Below are 17,413 nucleotides of genomic sequence, written 5' to 3'. Positions count from 1 at the left end.
GAACTGCAGGCTATGACATTAAATGTGGAAACAACGAAAGCACAATCATTCAAACAAGAATTAGAGGCATTGGAATCCGCTTATTCCTTCGCAAAATCGATGTACCATAGCAGTGTGCTGCAGGCAGCAGCCAATTTAATGGATGAAGAGGAAGGCTTTTCAGTTTTATATAATATGGCTGAACGGTATGATCAGGCCGGCATTTTTCAGGACAGTCCGTGGGAGGATCCATCTAAGCTGCAGCCGAACCTAGTGAAAGGTTCGCTGCAAGCTGGAGGGATGACCTCGATCTTAGAGATGCTGAGTGAACTGAGAATGGTCGCCATTGCAAAAGGTGAATATCAACGTGAAGGCGTTACAAAAGAACAAGCGCAAACCTTCTTACATGAAGTGATGGCATTGAACATAGATATTCTTTTTCCAGAGGAAACAGAAGCTGCTCGGATAGAAGGAAAAGGAAAAGATAAAGACCGAATGGAGCGTCTGTTTCAATTTCTATCAGAAAAATTATCGCTGGCTTCCATTTCCGGCGAGCTTGTTAAAGAGATCCGCGATTTGATTGCCCAACGACCGATTATGGTGAATCGAATTGTGAAGATGGTCAAACATGCAGAGCAATTGTTAGATGAGGAAATTGATGATGGGGATCGAAAGGCGATTCAATCCTATTTGAACGCGTTGAATGGAAAAACGAAGAAAAGTCAGAACAGTAATGTGAAAGAATATCGTAAAAAGGTGAAAGAGCTTAAAGAAGAAGAACTGAAAAAAGAAGCACAGGCGTTTGCAAAAACCATGTATGAAACAGGTCTTGTTGCCCCGAACCATGTTGTTCTAGTCCGCTACCTGAACAAGCACTACCCGCAGTTGCTGCCAGATGCTTTGAAAGTATCTAAAAAAGGAAAAGCGAATGTCGAAGAACACCTGGATTTTGTTCAGAATCTAATAAAAGTGGGGGTTCACATTCCTTTACGTCAGTCCTTATATGGTCTTTCCAAAATGCTGGACCGGGGTGTCCTTTCATCCTCTCCCGTCATTCCAGGAATACGGAGAATTATTGAGCTGGATCTTCAGCCTGATATACGCAGAGTCTTACTTAATGCGATAAATGGAAATGAAGGAATTACAGCAAACAGTATACTTGTAGCTGGAATAATTAGTGTGTTTGGTCAGCCCTTGGGTATCGGACAGGGAATGAATCCAACGTGTCAGACAGCGAGGGGAATCAGCCTCTGGTCCCTCCATGCCCCTGGACATTTACTTGACTTAATTGCCAGAGCGGCTAGAGACGGCGATATTGATGTTATGTTTGAAGGCATGACCATTCACTCGAAGGATTTGCGAGAAGGCTTAGTAGATGACTTACACGAAGAATTAGATCCAGTATCGTTAGTACTTGTGCCGCATCTGGATCGGATCTATTCCGAGTTGGTACGTCGTTCGAAATTCCGAGGTGATGATGTGCACAAATGGGTAAATCCAGCCTTCTACGGCAATTGGATTCCTAAAGGGTTCTGCAGTGTTATCGACCCAATGACTGGATCTGTCGCTGACTACCCAGGATTTGTACGTCTTTTCTATGCGACTCATCACCCGGATTATAACGAAGGATATGAACTCATTTATCCTAACCCGGTGGGTATCTTCATTACCAATTCCTTTGGAAAGTTTCTAGGACTACATGCAGTATCGATCCAGAGAATCGCTAAAGATCCAAAAGGCGAAATGAGAATTTACTTCTACAATCCCAATAATGATAGTGCTCAGGATTGGGGACAGGGAATACAGCCGAGCGTGAAAAACTTTGGTGAAATTCCTGGAGAATCCTCATTGCCTTTTCATCAATTTGTTGCGCGTCTTTATGCGTTTCACTACAATCAATATGAACAAGGTGACGCATTTGCAGTGGATGATGAAATTGTAAAAGAGGTAGAAACGTTAGCCAAGGAAAGTTGGGGAGACCAGTACACTTGGGTACAAATATAAACGATGAAAATCCTGCTATTTGTAGCAGGATTTTTGTTTATGTAGTTTTTATGTCATTGTTTTTAACTATCGAGTATAGAGCGGAGGAAAGTTTAGAAAAGGAACTTCGTATAGTTGCCTAAATTATTGAAACGTAGAAGAAGGTGATACGTATAAAAGTTAATGGACTAAATGGTAATGAAAAATGGAAGTAGTCTAGAAGGAATAATAAACTACCAAAGTTAATTTTTTACGAAGGAGAAAAGCCAATGTCACAGGCAATCATTTTTGATATGGATGGAACGTTATTTCAAACAGAGAAAATTTTAGCAATTTCTTTAGAGGATACATTTAATTATCTATCTTCTCTCAATCAGTGGGATAAAGAAACGCCGATTGAAAAATATCGAGAAATCATGGGGGTTCCCTTACCGGAAGTATGGGAAGCTTTGTTACCCGAGCATTCTATTGAAGTTAGGAAACAAGCCGACTCTTATTTTCTGCAAAGATTAATTGAGAATATAAGGGATGGTAAAGGCGAGTTATATCCGAATGTAAGGGAAGTATTAAGGTATATAAAAGAAAATAATTACTCTATTTACATAGCAAGCAATGGGTTAACGGAATACTTAAACGCAATTGTTCGTTATTATCATTTAGACCAATGGGTAGCGGAGACCTTTAGTATTGAACAGATCGATACATTGAACAAATCGGATTTAGTACGCACTATTTTAGAGAAATATGAACACAGTCATGGAGCAGTCGTGGGTGATCGGCTGTCTGATATTAATGCTGCCAAAGATAATGGCTTAGCTTCGATAGGATGTCGTTTTGATTTTGCAAAAGATGATGAACTTTTACAGGCTGATCAAGTGGTTCATGACCTAATCGAACTGAAAGCTGTATTTCCTATAGAGAAGTCCATTCAGTCTGAGCTGAGCCTTTTGTAAATAACCATATGTATGAATAAGTTGTTCGAGCAAATATGAAGATGGAAGACATGCAGAAAACAGCTGTCCACGTAGTGAATCTTCTTTTTCTATTCTTTTTATTGTTCTTTGGATTCATAGCTTATCTAGGGATGAACTTTGCTCCGTATCCCGGATGTCATATTGGTGAAAATATAGGATTTATTATGATCTATGTGTTTTGGGCTGTCGGTTATTAGTTGAAACAAAAGACCATTAGTCGGTTTGTTGTTTTTTTCGTGCTTGAATTTATCCTTATTTGTTTGTGGTTTTTGTACGCCATCTCTTATATTGACTCTATATTAGAAATATAATTTGCGTGCATAAAACAAAATATTTTAAAAGTCTAAACCATATTTGATGTTTCCATTAGTAACGTCTTAAAACCTTTAATATAGGACTTTGCTGGAAAAGAGACTATGGACTGGCATTCATTATTAAATATAATTTGAGGTGGATAGGGTTATCCTCCCTTAGATTTAAAAAAGGACCCTAACTAGGTCCTTTTCAATTTCTCTTACGTTTCTGCGTTTATTATTTGTTTTTATGCATAGGTGGTAAAATTAACCACCCTTTTTCTTTATTTAAACGAAGCGTTTTTGCCCCAGCTTGTGCCTTGTTCATGTGCATTTGTCCAAATAACATTGCAACATCTTCTCGTGTAGATTGCCCAATAGCTTGACTGCATGCTACAAGTCCTTGAGCGATATTCATTGAAATAGCTGCACTAATTTCCGGATCATTCATTCTAGCGCCAACTGGAATATCTTCGAGATCAGCTACAGAGCGTTCAGGTGGTGTAGGAGGAAGTACAATTCCATTTGCTTTAAGAATTTCCTCGATTTCTTTGGTTTCTTGTTTTATTCCTTGAACTAGTTCCTCCAGGAGTCTTTTTAATTCCCGGTCGCCTGCGTGATTGTAAAGTGTTTGATAAGTCGCAGATGTTCCTTTAATCGTTGTTAAATAACTCCACAGGCTAAATACTTCACCATAATGTAATGGTTCTTTCTGCTGAGTGCCACTCAAAATACCCATACTTCTCTCACTCCTTAGTAATTATACAAAGGTATTATCAGTTGGCTCTTTTACTTTTATTCACTTATTAAAAATTTTTAGGTGTATAATTTACACTTGAAGCAAGGAAAGCTCTTTTTCATTTTTGAGTAACTTAAATTTATAAAGGATTATTAATATATTCAGGAGAATAAAGAATACACATACTTGAAATTTACACACGAATTTATTAAAAAACTATATTCTTAGGAGGATATCATGAGCAGATTAATTCATTTTGAAATTCATGTAGAGGACATGGAACGGGCGAAGAAGTTTTATAGTGAGGTCTTTGGATGGACGTTTGAGGATTGGAGTGAGTATGCGGGCATGCCTTACTTTGGAGCTGTTACCGGCGATGAAAAAGAGCCGGGGATCAATGGAGCGTTGATGCAGCGGCAAAGTCCGCCTCCAGAAGAACATCAGCCCATGAATGGTTACGCTTGCACAATGGGAGTAGAAGATTTCGACTCTGTGGAAGCTATGATAACTAAAAATGGAGGTAAGGTCGCCATGCCTAAACATGCTCTTCCTGGAATGGCCTGGCAGGGATATTTCATCGATACGGAAGGAAATATATTTGGCGTCCATCAACCTGACGAAAATGCTAAATAGTACAATGAAGAAAGAACCCTTCAAAAAGAAAGGGTTCTTTCTTTGTAAAAAAACCAGATGTCTCTGTAAGTTTATGCCATCCCTACTCCTGGACGGATTGCTTTATTTGTTCACGAATCTTCTTACTTGCCATAACCATGTTGGCTAAAGCAGTTTCTGTTTCCTCAACGCCTCTCGTTTTTAGACCACAGTCTGGATTGATCCAGAACTGCCGTGGATCTAGAACCTGTAAGGCGCGCTGAATATTGGTTTTCATTTCTTCTACCTGAGGTATACGAGGACTATGAATGTCGTAAACCCCAAGCCCGATGCCCTTTTCATAAGAATGGGTCTCAAAGTCAGCAATAATCTCTCCATGACTGCGGGCAGCTTCGATGGATATCACGTCCGCATCCAGTTGATTGATGGTCTCCATAATTTCTCCAAACTCTGAGTAGCACATATGAGTGTGGATTTGCGTTTCATTTTTTACGGATGAGGTAGCTAGCTTAAAGGCATAGACAGCCTGTTCGAGATAGAGGTTTTGCTTCTCCGTTTTAAGAGGTAGCCCTTCTCTTAATGCTGGCTCGTCCACTTGGATCATACGAATTTCCTGCTCTTCAAGAGCTTTGATTTCCTTTTCCAAAGCTAAGGCAATTTGCTTGGCTACATTAAAACGTGTGATATCCTCACGTACAAACGACCAGTTCAAAATCGTAATAGGACCCGTCAACATTCCCTTCACCGGTTTATTGGTCAGAGACTGTGCATAACAGATTTCTTTTACAGTCATCGCTTCTTTCCAAGCCACATCTGTATAGATGATTGGCGGTTTTACGCAACGAGACCCATAGGACTGCACCCATCCAAATCGGGTGAACGCAAATCCTTCGAGTTTTTCACCAAAGAACTCGACCATGTCGTTGCGCTCAAACTCTCCATGAACAAGTACGTCCAGTCCCAATTCCTCCTGGCGGTTAATCCATTCAGATATATTGTTTTCTATAAACGTTTCATAATAGGAATCGGACCATTCCCCTTGGCGCCATTTTGATCGTGCCTGGCGTATTCCTTTGGTTTGCGGCAAACTGCCGATGGTTGTCGTTGGCAGCAGCGGAATCTTGAAAAACGCTTCCTGTAGTTTCTTGCGAGTTTGGTAGTCCCTATTTCGCTTTGTCATGTGAACGGTGCCCTCAGATAGTCGATCTGATGTATTTTGCTTTAAAGCCCATAGTTGGTTTCGTTTCTCTTTTTGGACAGCGAGTTCTTCTTCAATTAAATCTCTTCCATTGTTGATGCCTCTAGTTAAAAGGGTCACTTCTTCAAGTTTTTGATCGGCAAAAGCTAACCCGTTCTTTAACTCAGGATCTAGTTCTTGTTCAGTTTCTACAGTTACAGGGACGTGTAATAAACTACAAGAAGGTTGGACGATCAGGCTTTGAGTTTCAGAAAGAATTTCCTCAACTTGGGCAAGCTTCTCTTCCAAATCCGTTCTCCAAATATTTCTGCCATTGATCAGCCCGCCAGCAAGGGTTTTGTCTTTAGGAAAACCGTGCTTCTTTAATGCTTCTAAATTCGCTCCTTCGTCATGAACGAAATCCAGGCCAATCCCCGCGACTGGAAGGGATATGATCTCTTCATAATGATCAATAGCTTCAAAATAAGTTTGAAGCAGAATCTTAGCTCCCGGTAATTGCTGGTGGATTGAATGATACACCTCTTTAAAAAGTTGAAGGTCTTTCTTAGAGACTGATGTACATAGAATAGGTTCATCCACCTGAATCCAGTCCGCACCAGCACTTATTAGTTCCTGAAGCACTTGTATGTAGAGAGGGACAAGCTTCTCTAATAGAGGACCTGCATCAGCTTCCCTATACCCTTTTGCTAACTTGACAAAAGTAATCGGACCTAACAAGACCGGTTTAGTCGTCAGTCCAAGTTCTTCTTTCGCTTCTTTAAAGTATTGAAGCTGATAATTATGTGTAAGCTCGGGAGTTTGATCTAATTGGATCTCAGGGACGATATAATGGTAATTGGTATTGAACCATTTCGTCATTTCTGAAGCAACGGATTCATCGTTGCCGCGTGCGATATCGAAATAAGTAGTTATAGAATAATCCCTTTTTTTAAAACGTGAGGGAATCAGCCCAAACATAAATGCTGTGTCCAAAACATGGTCGTACAGACTGAAATCCCCAACCGGTATCAAGTCGATACCAAGATTATTCTGTTTTTGCAGATGAGTCAGGCGAATTTTTTTCATGTCTTTCAGCAGATCCTCTTCTGAGATTGAACCCTTCCAAAAACGTTCCAATGTCTTTTTCCATTCTCTATTTTCTCCGATTCTTGGATAACCAATGGCTGAACTTAGTACTTGAGTCATTTTGATTCCTCCCTTTAATTTTTGACAATAAAAAATCCCTCTATGTAGGAGAGAGATGGTTGAAAGTAGTTTGGGAAATAGCCGTTTATAACAAACGGATCCCATTCGTCTTAACACCTCCCTATTCCTCGTAGGTTTGAGTGTACAACCAACAGGCAGGTCTCCTGACTTATGTTCATCACAAACCTGCGTCTTCCCGTCTATTTATCTAAAAGACAGTGACTTGCAAGCAGGTTTGCTCCCATTTACAGTGGCGGGACCGTGCCGGAGTTTCACCGGACTTCCCTTTTAAGCTGAATAAGTCTATTCAGCACCTGAAGATCTACGGTATTCAGTTGTTGATCCATATGTAAGAAAAAAACCTCTCACGAAGGAGAGGTTTATACGTACAACCTCTCTTATCTTTCAAAGGCAAAGCTTTGCTGGAATTGGCACCTAAATCTGCAAAAATGCTGATTCGGCTGCCGGGCTTCGCTGGGCCAGTCCCTCCACCGCTCTAAATAAGAGATCGTATTCGTTTAATGGATTAAAAGAATACTAGCATGGAGGCAGGACACTGTCAAATTGAAGTAATGTCAGAAAAAGGTGTTTTTTATGACAGATTATGGTACGCTATCATTGGTTGTTAACCATTCGACAAAATTGGTTAACCGATACGTTCTTAGAAAGGGGATTTGTTTATGTGGAGAGTTTTAGCGATTAAAGCGATTAATGGTTATGAGATTACGAATGATGAAGCTTTAGACGTTCTAAACTGCCCGGAAGATGAGCTGCTCAGTTTGCTGCACAGTGCCTATCATGTCAGAAAGAAGTTTTACGGGAACAAAGTGAAGCTGAACATGATCATCAATACAAAATCAGGTTTTTGTCCAGAGAACTGCGGGTACTGTGCGCAGTCCAGAGATTCAAAAGCTCCCATCGAAAAATATCGAATGATGGACAAAGATACGATTGTTCGAGGAGCAGAAAAAGCTCACCAAATGAAGTCTGGTACATATTGCATCGTTGCAAGCGGAAGAGGGCCTTCCACACGTGAGATAGATATTGTAACCTCGGCGGTCAAAGAGATCAAAGCGAAGTATGATATAAAGGTTTGTGCATGCTTGGGACTACTAAAACCAGAACAAGCTGAGCAGTTGAAAGAGGCTGGCGTCGATCGTTACAACCACAATATTAACACCTCAGAAAATCACCACGATCAAATCACCACGAGTCACACCTACGACGATCGTGTCGTAACGGTTAACTATGCGAAACAATCAGGACTTTCCCCATGCTCCGGTGTCATAGTCGGAATGAAAGAATCGAAACAGGATATCGTTGATATGGCGCGCGCCTTGAATCTCATGGATGCGGATTCCATTCCAGTTAATTTCCTTCATGCCATCGATGGAACAGCGCTTGAAGGGACTGACGAATTGACGCCGTCCTATTGTTTAAAGATTTTATGCCTTTTCCGTTTTATCAACCCTACAAAAGAAATCCGCGTTTCCGGGGGGCGCGAGGTGAATTTACTCAGCCTACAGCCGCTAAGTTTATATCCAGCGAACTCCATTTTTGTTGGAGATTATCTAACTACAGAGGGGCAAGAAAGTACGGAAGACCACAAAATGATCGAAGATTTAGGGTTTGAAGTGGATGTAGTAACCAAGGAAAAAGTTTTAAGTTAAAAGAAACTGCCTCAATAGGGCAGTTTTTCTTTATTTCATATAAAATTCAATTCTTATTGAAAGGAAGTTTCTGTATGCACGACTTAAAGGAACAATTGCAAATAGTAGAAGAAAAGTATTTGAGCCTAGAAATAAGAACATCCTCTATAGAACTAGATAAGATATAAGCCGATGAGTTCTGGGATTTACTAAGAAAGAATGTTTAGAAAGCGGAGTAGTTTTATCGGAGATGACCTTACATAATTATCATATTCAATCGCTTGGAACTGATGTCTTGTTAGCTACTTATTTCATAGAGGACAAAACTTGAGCCCTAAATCCCCTCCGCAGCTCGATATGGAAATGGATTGATGGATGATGGCAATTATATTTTCATCAAGAGACAATAACGAATTTAAAATCTACAAATTTTTATCAATGAATATCCCTATGCACCAGTTATAAACTTGTTTTTAATGAATTTTTTACATATAGGACCTAAGTCTCTACAGAAAGTCAGAAGGTGGATCTGCCTCATTTTGCTTCCAATTTCCTATTGATAAAAATGGAAAATAAAATTACTCTTTAATGGAAAATAATCCTAATATATAGGAGGTTTTCTCATGGGTCATCTTCAAAGTGGGCAGCATATTCAAAAAAGATGCACAAATTGTTTTCATGATAAGATGGAAATCATTAAAGTAAGTGAAAGAGATTTCAATGAAAAAGTAGTTTATATGCTTTGGATTCAATGTCCGGAGTGTGGAACGAACGACAGTGAACTTGTCCCAGAAAATCTCTCATTTTCGTAATGAACACATCATAATACTTAATTCTAGGCATCTTGGTTTAAAACGCCAAGATGCTATTTTTATCCCCTTAAGGTGTGAAATATTACCAATCCTTTAAAAATAAACATAGACAACTATAGTATTAAAACCTATAATCCATAAAGTTTTAATCAACATGTGCTATAAAAATAAAAAAGGTAATAATTTACTATTTTTATAAAATTATCTAGAGTGAATATGGTGGTAGAATTCCAATTATCCCCGCCATTATAAAGCTCCCGATTATTTTACAGGAAAATAGGTATAGGTAATTGAGTTTAGTTAAAGTTACAAAAAATTTACTAGAGTTACAGAAAGAATACGTAAAGAAAGTGAATCAAATAAGTAAGTTTAACCCATGGTTATATGGAGGAATCTTGTAAGTGTAGCAGATATCTTACTAAGGAGGTTTCATTAAAATGGCAAAAAGCAAACAGTTTAAAACAGGTGAAAAGGCTCCAGAAAGCGGTAAGTACAAAGTGGACAGTCTTGTGAACGGTAAAGCTAGTAAAGATAAACAAACAATTGAGTTGAATGAAGGCGACCAATTCCCACCTTCTCCATCAGATAATGACGCAGCTTATTGGGTTAAGTCTTCTTAATCTAGACTAGGTTGGGATGAAAACATTCTAATTAAGCCGAACAATGTGTGTGCATTGTTCGGCTTTTCCTTTGTTCAGAATTCCCGCTTGGTTAATATCCATAGCTTTCGCGAGCAAGTTCTCAGCCTCCTCCGAAAGCAAAGAGCGCTTAATTCCAAGGTGCATTAAAAAGTTTTGATCATACACAGTTGTAGTGGAAAAAGTATTATAAGGTTTAAGCTTCTATTTAGGTAACGATACTTTATTATCAATAATGATTTTTTCAGGCCATAAGGAAGTTGATCCATTAACATATAGCTCACTTGTATAAACAGCAAATCTCCACTTATCATTAGCGGGTACTGTTTCGATATGTTGAACATGTGAGAAATGCTCGTAAAGTTTGTTTTCTAACTCGATCTTTAAATACGCTTTTGCTCCGAGCAAAAATGCAACTATGATGATACCACTGCTTAGAATCATTGTTGCTTGTTTGAACGTTGTAAAAAAAGGAGCAATAATACGGAAAGCGATGATTGTACATAAAATTAGAATAAGCCAGAAGTCGTTACTGATGATGGAAAAGGAGAAGTTTTTTTCTACGAACGGATAGAGCACGTGCACACCATTTCCAATATAATCGATTCCAATTCCGCCTATGGCTAAAACAGTTGTCATCCCTATCCATAGCTTGAGAAAGGGCAGATTGATTATGTTTTTAACCGCAAAAGCCAGCCCCGCTCCTATGAAAGGAACAAAAAATATGGAATGTAGCGATACAATCCCAAATAATTTAGGGATATCAGGAGTTAATACAAACAACCCGCCAATAAGAAAGATAAATAAACGTTTTCTAAGAGAGTAATTTCGATTTTCAAATATTATATTCATAATGATACTCCCTGTAAGGACGTGTAATAGTGTTGATGGAATGTGTGTGACAAAACTTTGAAGCATTTTTAGACCTTCTTTCTATAATAAAAGCTGTGTTGAGACATGTATTCACCATACGTTGCTGAATTAAACGAAAAAGGTATAGAAGAGAGGGAATCCCTGTGAGAATCATATTAGAGACTCTATCGGAGTCAGATGCGAAAGCTCTCTATAAATTTGAGATGGAGAACCGAGCGTTTTTTGAAAAATGGGTGCCAATTAGAGGAGAGGAGTATTATAAGTGGGAGGTTTATAAGACCATTCATCAATCCCTGTTAGAAGAACAATTTCAAGGGAAGTCTTATTTTTATTTAATTAAAGGTGAAGACGAGGTGATTCTAGGGAGAGTCAATTTGATTGATGTGGAAGCGTCCAGCAAGACTGGACATTTGGGATATCGTATTGGAGAAGCTTATAGTGGGAAAGGGCTGGTGAGTAAGGCATTGGGTTTACTTTTAGAAAAGGTGAGAGAATTAGGCGTCAATCACATAGAGGCTAAAACCACCACTTCGAATATCGCTTCTAGAAGGATTCTAGAGAAAAATGGTTTTACACAGACGGCGACTAAGGAAAGAAACTTTGAAATGAATGGGGAAAGTATAGCATTTGTATATTACTCCTGGAATTCGACTAACAACAGATAATCATTGAAAAAAGCCTTAACGACCCCATAGTTGTCAGGCTTTTCCTGATGTATCAAAAAACTCTCCTCGGATGGCGGCTATGTAGCGCTGCGCTGAGAGTTGAACCGCATTGTTTGCATCCTTCGATACTTTCTTATGAAATGCGTTATAAAGTTCATCGAAAGTTAATGGTTGAACTTTCTCAGCTATTTCCTGAACCTTTTCGGGGGGCAGAGGAATCAAGTTCGGGTAGCTGTACATGAAGCTGACCCAATCTGTATCAGCAACAACCTGAATGATATCCCAACTCAGCATCACACACTCGTCAACCTTTGCCGGATAAGTTGAACAGATCATTTTTTCCCTTCCCCTTTAACCTATTTCTTTCCATTATACGACTGATGGAGCAGGAAAGTAGTGTAAAATGAGAACAACAACTCTTATATTCAAACGATTTGCTCCGACTTTAACCACATGAAATATCCATAGACGCTGCAGTATCCAATGGTATATTCGATACTAGTATAAATAATATTCCATCCTTTATCGTAGTCCACAAGCCCTAAAAGTAAGGTGGTTCCTTCAAAGGAGGTGGTACCAATGATAAAAACGGGTATCCATAAAAGAGGACGGTGCATTGTTTGAATGAGGTGTACGAACAGGGAAGAAAGAGCTGGAACGACTCCTACAATCATAGGTAAAGAAGCAAGATGTGTTTCTGTTTCAAAAGGATAAACATCAGCAAAACCGTAAGCAATGGTCCACGTGTTCATAATACAAGCAATCATTGAAGCGAAAGGAGAGATAAGGAGCACAATTTTAAGGTCAATTTTCAGCAAAAAAATTACGATAAACCATGGGAAAATACAAAAGGCAAAGAAATTCACAATCATGTTGACCATACTCCTTTATATGAGTAAATACGTTACATAGTATAACCAATGGCGTATTGTGATATGTTTTGACGATGAGGAGGGGTTATAATGAGGCCGGAACTTTCTTAACAAAACCTACGAATCGTCTGAAGGGAGTAGGTAGAATTTTATAACGAATGGACGGAAAGTGGAGGTTTATTCTAAAGGATGCGTAGAATTTTGAACAAGGTAAAGATAAAGTTGAATAAAGTGGACATGTTGTTATACGGTTTTGGCTTCAGGTTTAGAAGACTTTTATAGGAGGAGATGTATGAAGGAAACAAACTTTTCTGAAATAGCTGCCAGATATGATCAGAATGAATTTAGAAGTGAAGAAATTCTTCGTGATAAAAGATTAAAAGCGTACATAGAAACTCACAGCCGATCGAGTTATGAAATTCTTGATCTATCCTGTGGAACAGGGCTTTATCTTGCTCATCAAATGAAGGAGTTCAAGGATAGCTATATCAACTGGCACGGTTTAGATGCATCAGAACAAATGCTTGAGAAAGCGTTAACTAGACTTAAAAACGTACCTTTAGTCCACGGAGTTGCAGAGAATTTGCCTTATCGATCTGCATCTTTTGATTATATTGCCAATAATTTTGCCTTTCATCATTATCTTCATAAGCACCAAGCGCTTGATGAGATTCACAGAATATTGAAGCCAGGTGGAGTTTATTACATGCACAATATTTCTGTTGACCGTATGCCACTGTGGTGGCTGTATCACTATTTTCCTTCAGCTCAAATAGAAGATCAAAAAAGGTTTTGGGACAAAGAAATGATTTATGATCAACTTAAAGCTCGCGGCTTTAAGGTTGATTTGCAGATCGACTATCAGTTGAGTGAAGTCAAAATAGCAGACTACTTAAATCATGCTGAGAATCGAGATATATCCGCATTAACTTTAATCAGCGAAGATGAATACCAAAAAGGCCTGGAAAGAATGAGGTTCGATGTGCAGGGGGACCCTGAATCAACAGTTGTTAATGATTTTGCAGAGCTATTTTGCGTAGCTGAAAAAATCTAGTCATACTTGAAGGTGGTATTCTGTTGCATAATTAGAATGTCCTTATCTTTATTAGGGGATAGGTCAAAAGTTCAGTTGACACTTGTTCAACTTTTTCCCTATAATCAAACATATATGATAATGAGAATCATTATCATTATCGTTGATAAGGAGGGTAAGTCGTGCAACAACCAATTAATTTCACTGAACTGGCGTTAAAGGATGGAGAGAATATAGAGGATTTTTCATTCCGTCCATTGGACTACGAAAAAGATGTAGAGCTGCTTTATGAATGGATGCATCAAAAACATATCGCACCGTTTTGGAAGCTTAATCTGCCGATGGCTGAGTTCAAATCATGGGTACATAAATCAGTAGAAGCAGAACATAAGGATTGTTACATTGGTTCATATGAAGGGAACCCTGTTTGCTATCTGATTGCTTATTCTGTTAAAGAGGATCCAATTAAAGACTATTATGATTACCAAGATCAAGACTTGGGCATGCATCTTTTGATTGGACCTCGATCCTATTTAAACAAAAAGGATGGACTTTCTATTATCCGAGCCATGATTATTTTCCTACTGAAACGCTATCAGACTGAAAGGATCGTAGGTGAACCGGATATACGAAATAGGATCGTCATTCCAATCTTGAAGGAAATAGGGGGAGAAGTCTTAGGACGCATCGAACTCCCTAACAAAAAGGCCACTCTGATCGTAGGAGAGAAAAGTGATGTGGAAGAAAGACTTAGAGATAAGGGCATTGAGGTAGAGGTCCATACCTCAATAGAGCCATTGGGAAGTGAGTTGTTGTAATGGAAGGAACTATGAATGTTGACCCTCAAGTAATCCGTCTAATTAAAATAATCAGAGATAAGATGATAGAACTTGAGCATCCTCCTTTAAATCAATTAACTCCAGAGCAATCAAGAGACTACTACAAAATAGCCAGAGGATATTTTCCAGAAGTGCCTGTAGCTGGTGTAAGGGTGGAAGAGACATCTTTCCATGCCGAAGTTGGGCATGAGATTCCATTAAGGATCTATGCCCCTAAAGGAAAAGGGCCGTTTCCGGTACTCGTCTACTTTCATGGGGGAGGCTGGGTGTTTGGTGACTTAGACAGTGCAGACAACGTTTGCCGTTATTTCTCTTGTCATGCTCAAGTAATTGTCGTATCTGTTGGTTACCGATTGGCTCCTGAAAATAAATACCCCGCAGCTTTTTACGATGCCATTGACTCGATAAGGTGGGTATTCCATCAAATAAAAAATTGGAAAGGTGATACCAGCAATTTAGCCGTAGGCGGTGAAAGCTCTGGAGGGAATTTAGCAGCCGCAGTAGCTATCTATTTCAGAGACCACGAGCAGATCGATCTCTCCCATCAGTTCCTCATTACCCCTGTGTTGGATTACAACTTTGATACGTTATCATACCAAGCGAATTACAAATATAATCTCACGAATGAAAAAATGAAATGGTTCTTTGAGCATTATTTAAATCATTCAACAGAAGGGGAAGATATGTTTGTCTCTCCCTTAAGGAATCCCGATATGAAGGAGCTCCCTCAGACCTTATTGGTAACTGCCGAATTTGACCCTCTCAGGGAGGAAGGCTTCTCGTATAAAAAACGTCTAGAGGAGTGTGGGGTGTCTGTAGACCTCTTGCATTATGACTACATGGTCCACAGTTTTATCAATATGATCGGCACAGTTGATCGAGCAAAACAAGCTCTTGATGAAATAACGAGGAAGTTAAAAGAAATGCTGAGTGATTAACAACGTCCACCTTCGAAAAAAGAAGGTGGATTTTTGTTATGTCCGGAAAGAAGAATTTTTAATGTTGCTTCATTTTAAATAGTAAAAACATGTTACGATCAATAATAACAAAGAAAATCAAAACTATGGCAAAATAGAGAGTAAGTAACCTGTTATTTTAATCGAATGTTCAATTGTAATGAAGGGGGATCTATAATCTTGAACACAAAATACTTAGATGTACTGGCACAAAAATATGATTGTGAAGAAAAAGTAGTCACTGAAATTATTAATCTAGAAGCTATTCTTAATCTGCCGAAAGGTACAGAGCATTTTGTCAGTGATTTACATGGGGAGTATCAAGCCTTTCAGCATGTGTTAAGAAATGGTTCAGGAAGAGTGAAAGAGAAGATTAGAGACATATTTAACGGTGTCATCTATGAACAAGAAATTAATGAATTGGCGACATTAGTCTATTATCCTGAAGAAAAGTTACCGTTAATAAAAAATAATTTTGATAACGAACAAGAATTGAATCACTGGTACAAACTTACAATTGAACGTATGATTAAGCTCATTTCTTATGCCTCCTCTAAATACACCCGTTCGAAATTACGCAAAGCACTACCTGATCAATTTGATTACATTATAGAAGAGCTCTTATACAAAACAGAAGAATCCGCAAATAAGGAACAGTATTATACAAAAATTGTCCAGCAAATTATTTCTCTAGGACAAGCGGATAAATTGATTACAGGGCTGGCTTACAGCACTCAGCGTTTGGTTGTCGATCATCTTCACGTAGTGGGAGACATTTATGATCGTGGCCCTGAACCTGATAAAATTATGGAAGCCCTCATACATTATCACTCCGTTGATATTCAATGGGGCAATCATGATGCCTTATGGATTGGCGCGTTTGCAGGTTCAAAGGTTTGTCTCGCAAATATCATTCGTATCTGTGCACGCTATGATAATTTGGATATTATTGAAGATGTTTATGGCATTAATCTTAGACCGCTTCTCAACCTTGCGGAGAAATACTATGAGGACAATCCGGCCTTCAGACCAAAAATACATTCCGATAAACATACCACCGACCATGAAAAGTTACAAATTACGAAAATACATCAAGCGATTTCTATGATTCAATTTAAACTTGAATCCCCAATTATCAAGAGACGCCCAAACTTTAACATGTCAGAAAGACTTTTACTAGAGAAAGTGGATTATGATAAAAACGAAATTACAATTCACGGGAATACCTATCCCCTCGAGAATACGTGTTTTGCAACGGTTAACCCTGAACAGCCTGATCAATTACTAGAAGAAGAGAAGCAAGTGATCGATAAGCTGTTATTCTCAATCCAGCATTCTGAAAAGTTGGCACGACATATGAAGTTTCTCATGAAAAAGGGCAGTCTTTATTTGAAATATAACGGAAACTTATTGATTCATGGATGCATCCCTTTGGATGAAAATGAAAACATGGAAAAAATGGAGATTGAGGGTAAGAATTATGGCGGCCGTGATTTGCTTGATATTTTCGAGCATTATTTACGACATGCCTTTGCTCACCCCGAAGAGACGGATGACCTTGCCACAGACATGGTCTGGTATTTATGGACGGGCGAATATTCATCACTTTTTGGGAAAAGAGCGATGACCACCTTTGAGCGCTATTTTATTGAGGACAAGGAAACCCATAGAGAGAAAAAGAATCCCTATTACTATCTGCGTGAAAATGAGGAAACCTGTCGTAAAATCCTTAAAGAATTTGATTTGAATCCGGATCAAGGCCATATCATAAATGGGCATACACCGGTTAAAGAAATTGAAGGAGAGAACCCAATTAAAGCCAATGGAAAAATGATTGTCATTGATGGAGGTTTTTCAAAAGCTTACCAATCAAAAACAGGTATTGCGGGTTACACATTGTTATATAATTCTTATGGCATGCAGCTGGTTGCTCATAAACATTTTAACTCGAGAGAAGAGGTTCTTAGTAATGGAACAGACGTTTTGTCAGTAAAAAGATTAGTGGATAAGGAACTTGAAAGGAAAAAGGTTCGGGAAACGAATGTAGGCGAGGAATTATTACAAGAGCTTTCTATTTTAAACAGTCTAAAGGAATATCGATATATGAAATGAG

16 protein-coding genes, 1 pseudogene and 2 riboswitches are annotated in these 17,413 nt (G+C 38.7%); of the genes and pseudogenes, 12 read left to right on the top strand and 5 right to left on the bottom strand.

The window, feature by feature from the left end:
* Positions 1 to 12 precede the first annotated feature (12 nt).
* The 3 genes from ACRYKC_RS04345 to ACRYKC_RS04335 all read left to right on the top strand — a co-directional run bounded on the left by ACRYKC_RS04345 (position 13) and on the right by ACRYKC_RS04335 (position 3,133).
* Positions 13 to 1,983: a hypothetical protein gene (locus tag ACRYKC_RS04345; protein ID WP_433805461.1), complete on the top strand. Its 1,971-nt coding sequence runs from the start codon at positions 13 to 15 to the stop codon at positions 1,981 to 1,983.
* A 248-nt stretch (positions 1,984 to 2,231) separates the two neighbouring features.
* Complete coding sequence (locus ACRYKC_RS04340) at positions 2,232 to 2,915, top strand: HAD family hydrolase (protein WP_433805460.1); 684 nt, start codon at positions 2,232 to 2,234, stop codon at positions 2,913 to 2,915.
* A 35-nt stretch (positions 2,916 to 2,950) separates the two neighbouring features.
* Positions 2,951 to 3,133 carry a hypothetical protein gene (locus tag ACRYKC_RS04335; RefSeq protein ID WP_433805459.1) on the top strand — a complete coding sequence of 61 codons (183 nt, stop codon included), beginning with the start codon at positions 2,951 to 2,953 and terminating at the stop codon, positions 3,131 to 3,133.
* 334 nt (positions 3,134 to 3,467) lie between these two features.
* Here ACRYKC_RS04335 and ACRYKC_RS04330 read toward each other — a convergent pair whose 3' ends face one another.
* Positions 3,468 to 3,968, bottom strand: a complete 501-nt coding sequence (locus ACRYKC_RS04330) for a DUF3231 family protein (protein WP_433805458.1) — start codon at positions 3,966 to 3,968, stop codon at positions 3,468 to 3,470.
* A gap of 237 nt (positions 3,969 to 4,205) precedes the next feature.
* On the opposite strand from ACRYKC_RS04330, the gene ACRYKC_RS04325 reads away from it, so the two are divergent.
* Positions 4,206 to 4,601, top strand: a complete 396-nt coding sequence (locus tag ACRYKC_RS04325; protein WP_433805457.1) for a VOC family protein — start codon at positions 4,206 to 4,208, stop codon at positions 4,599 to 4,601.
* Between the two features lie 82 nt (positions 4,602 to 4,683).
* On the opposite strand, the gene metE is transcribed toward ACRYKC_RS04325, so the two are convergent.
* Complete coding sequence (metE, locus tag ACRYKC_RS04320; RefSeq protein ID WP_433805456.1) at positions 4,684 to 6,963, bottom strand: 5-methyltetrahydropteroyltriglutamate--homocysteine S-methyltransferase; 2,280 nt, start codon at positions 6,961 to 6,963, stop codon at positions 4,684 to 4,686.
* Positions 6,964 to 7,100: 137 nt separating this feature from the next.
* Positions 7,101 to 7,296, bottom strand: a riboswitch (cobalamin riboswitch).
* Between the two features lie 62 nt (positions 7,297 to 7,358).
* A riboswitch (SAM riboswitch) is annotated at positions 7,359 to 7,470 on the bottom strand.
* A gap of 173 nt (positions 7,471 to 7,643) precedes the next feature.
* Between metE and bioB the strand changes: the two genes are divergently transcribed.
* The 3 genes from bioB to ACRYKC_RS04305 all read left to right on the top strand — a co-directional run bounded on the left by bioB (position 7,644) and on the right by ACRYKC_RS04305 (position 10,044).
* On the top strand, positions 7,644 to 8,633 hold the full coding sequence (gene bioB, locus ACRYKC_RS04315) for a biotin synthase BioB (protein ID WP_433805454.1): 990 nt from the start codon (positions 7,644 to 7,646) through the stop codon (positions 8,631 to 8,633).
* Positions 8,634 to 9,235: 602 nt separating this feature from the next.
* Positions 9,236 to 9,424 carry a hypothetical protein gene (locus tag ACRYKC_RS04310; RefSeq protein WP_433805453.1) on the top strand — a complete coding sequence of 63 codons (189 nt, stop codon included), beginning with the start codon at positions 9,236 to 9,238 and terminating at the stop codon, positions 9,422 to 9,424.
* Between the two features lie 437 nt (positions 9,425 to 9,861).
* Positions 9,862 to 10,044 carry a YjzC family protein gene (locus ACRYKC_RS04305; protein WP_433805452.1) on the top strand — a complete coding sequence of 61 codons (183 nt, stop codon included), beginning with the start codon at positions 9,862 to 9,864 and terminating at the stop codon, positions 10,042 to 10,044.
* Between the two features lie 222 nt (positions 10,045 to 10,266).
* Here ACRYKC_RS04305 and ACRYKC_RS04300 read toward each other — a convergent pair whose 3' ends face one another.
* On the bottom strand, positions 10,267 to 10,914 hold the full coding sequence (locus tag ACRYKC_RS04300) for a hypothetical protein (protein ID WP_433805451.1): 648 nt from the start codon (positions 10,912 to 10,914) through the stop codon (positions 10,267 to 10,269).
* A 164-nt stretch (positions 10,915 to 11,078) separates the two neighbouring features.
* On the opposite strand from ACRYKC_RS04300, the gene ACRYKC_RS04295 reads away from it, so the two are divergent.
* Positions 11,079 to 11,600: a GNAT family N-acetyltransferase gene (locus tag ACRYKC_RS04295; protein WP_433805449.1), complete on the top strand. Its 522-nt coding sequence runs from the start codon at positions 11,079 to 11,081 to the stop codon at positions 11,598 to 11,600.
* A gap of 33 nt (positions 11,601 to 11,633) precedes the next feature.
* On the opposite strand, the pseudogene ACRYKC_RS04290 reads toward ACRYKC_RS04295, so the two are convergent.
* Both ACRYKC_RS04290 and ACRYKC_RS04285 read right to left on the bottom strand, forming a co-directional pair.
* Positions 11,634 to 11,897: pseudogene (locus ACRYKC_RS04290) on the bottom strand (hypothetical protein); the annotation flags it as partial.
* A 128-nt stretch (positions 11,898 to 12,025) separates the two neighbouring features.
* Positions 12,026 to 12,472: a hypothetical protein gene (locus ACRYKC_RS04285; RefSeq protein ID WP_433805448.1), complete on the bottom strand. Its 447-nt coding sequence runs from the start codon at positions 12,470 to 12,472 to the stop codon at positions 12,026 to 12,028.
* 292 nt (positions 12,473 to 12,764) lie between these two features.
* Here ACRYKC_RS04285 and ACRYKC_RS04280 point away from each other — a divergent pair, with 292 nt between their 5' ends.
* The 4 genes from ACRYKC_RS04280 (at position 12,765) to fbp (ending at position 17,412) form a co-directional block, all read left to right on the top strand.
* Positions 12,765 to 13,526, top strand: coding sequence for a class I SAM-dependent methyltransferase (locus tag ACRYKC_RS04280; RefSeq protein WP_433805447.1), 762 nt, complete (start codon positions 12,765 to 12,767; stop codon positions 13,524 to 13,526).
* A 161-nt stretch (positions 13,527 to 13,687) separates the two neighbouring features.
* Complete coding sequence (locus ACRYKC_RS04275) at positions 13,688 to 14,323, top strand: GNAT family N-acetyltransferase (protein WP_433805446.1); 636 nt, start codon at positions 13,688 to 13,690, stop codon at positions 14,321 to 14,323.
* A gap of 11 nt (positions 14,324 to 14,334) precedes the next feature.
* A complete protein-coding gene (locus ACRYKC_RS04270) occupies positions 14,335 to 15,282 on the top strand; it encodes an alpha/beta hydrolase (RefSeq protein ID WP_433805445.1) in 948 nt (315 codons plus the stop codon).
* A 198-nt stretch (positions 15,283 to 15,480) separates the two neighbouring features.
* The gene (gene fbp, locus ACRYKC_RS04265; protein WP_433805444.1) at positions 15,481 to 17,412 is read left to right on the top strand and encodes a fructose-1,6-bisphosphatase; all 1,932 of its coding nucleotides are present in this window, start codon (positions 15,481 to 15,483) and stop codon (positions 17,410 to 17,412) included.
* Position 17,413: the final 1 nt, after the last annotated feature.

The sequence above is a fragment of the Halobacillus sp. A1-3 genome, from assembly GCF_050971765.1.
Lineage (GTDB): Bacteria > Bacillota > Bacilli > Bacillales > Halobacillaceae > Halobacillus > Halobacillus mangrovi_B.
Note: the sequence above shows the minus strand (reverse complement) of the source record. Positions and strands in the feature narration are given on the sequence as shown.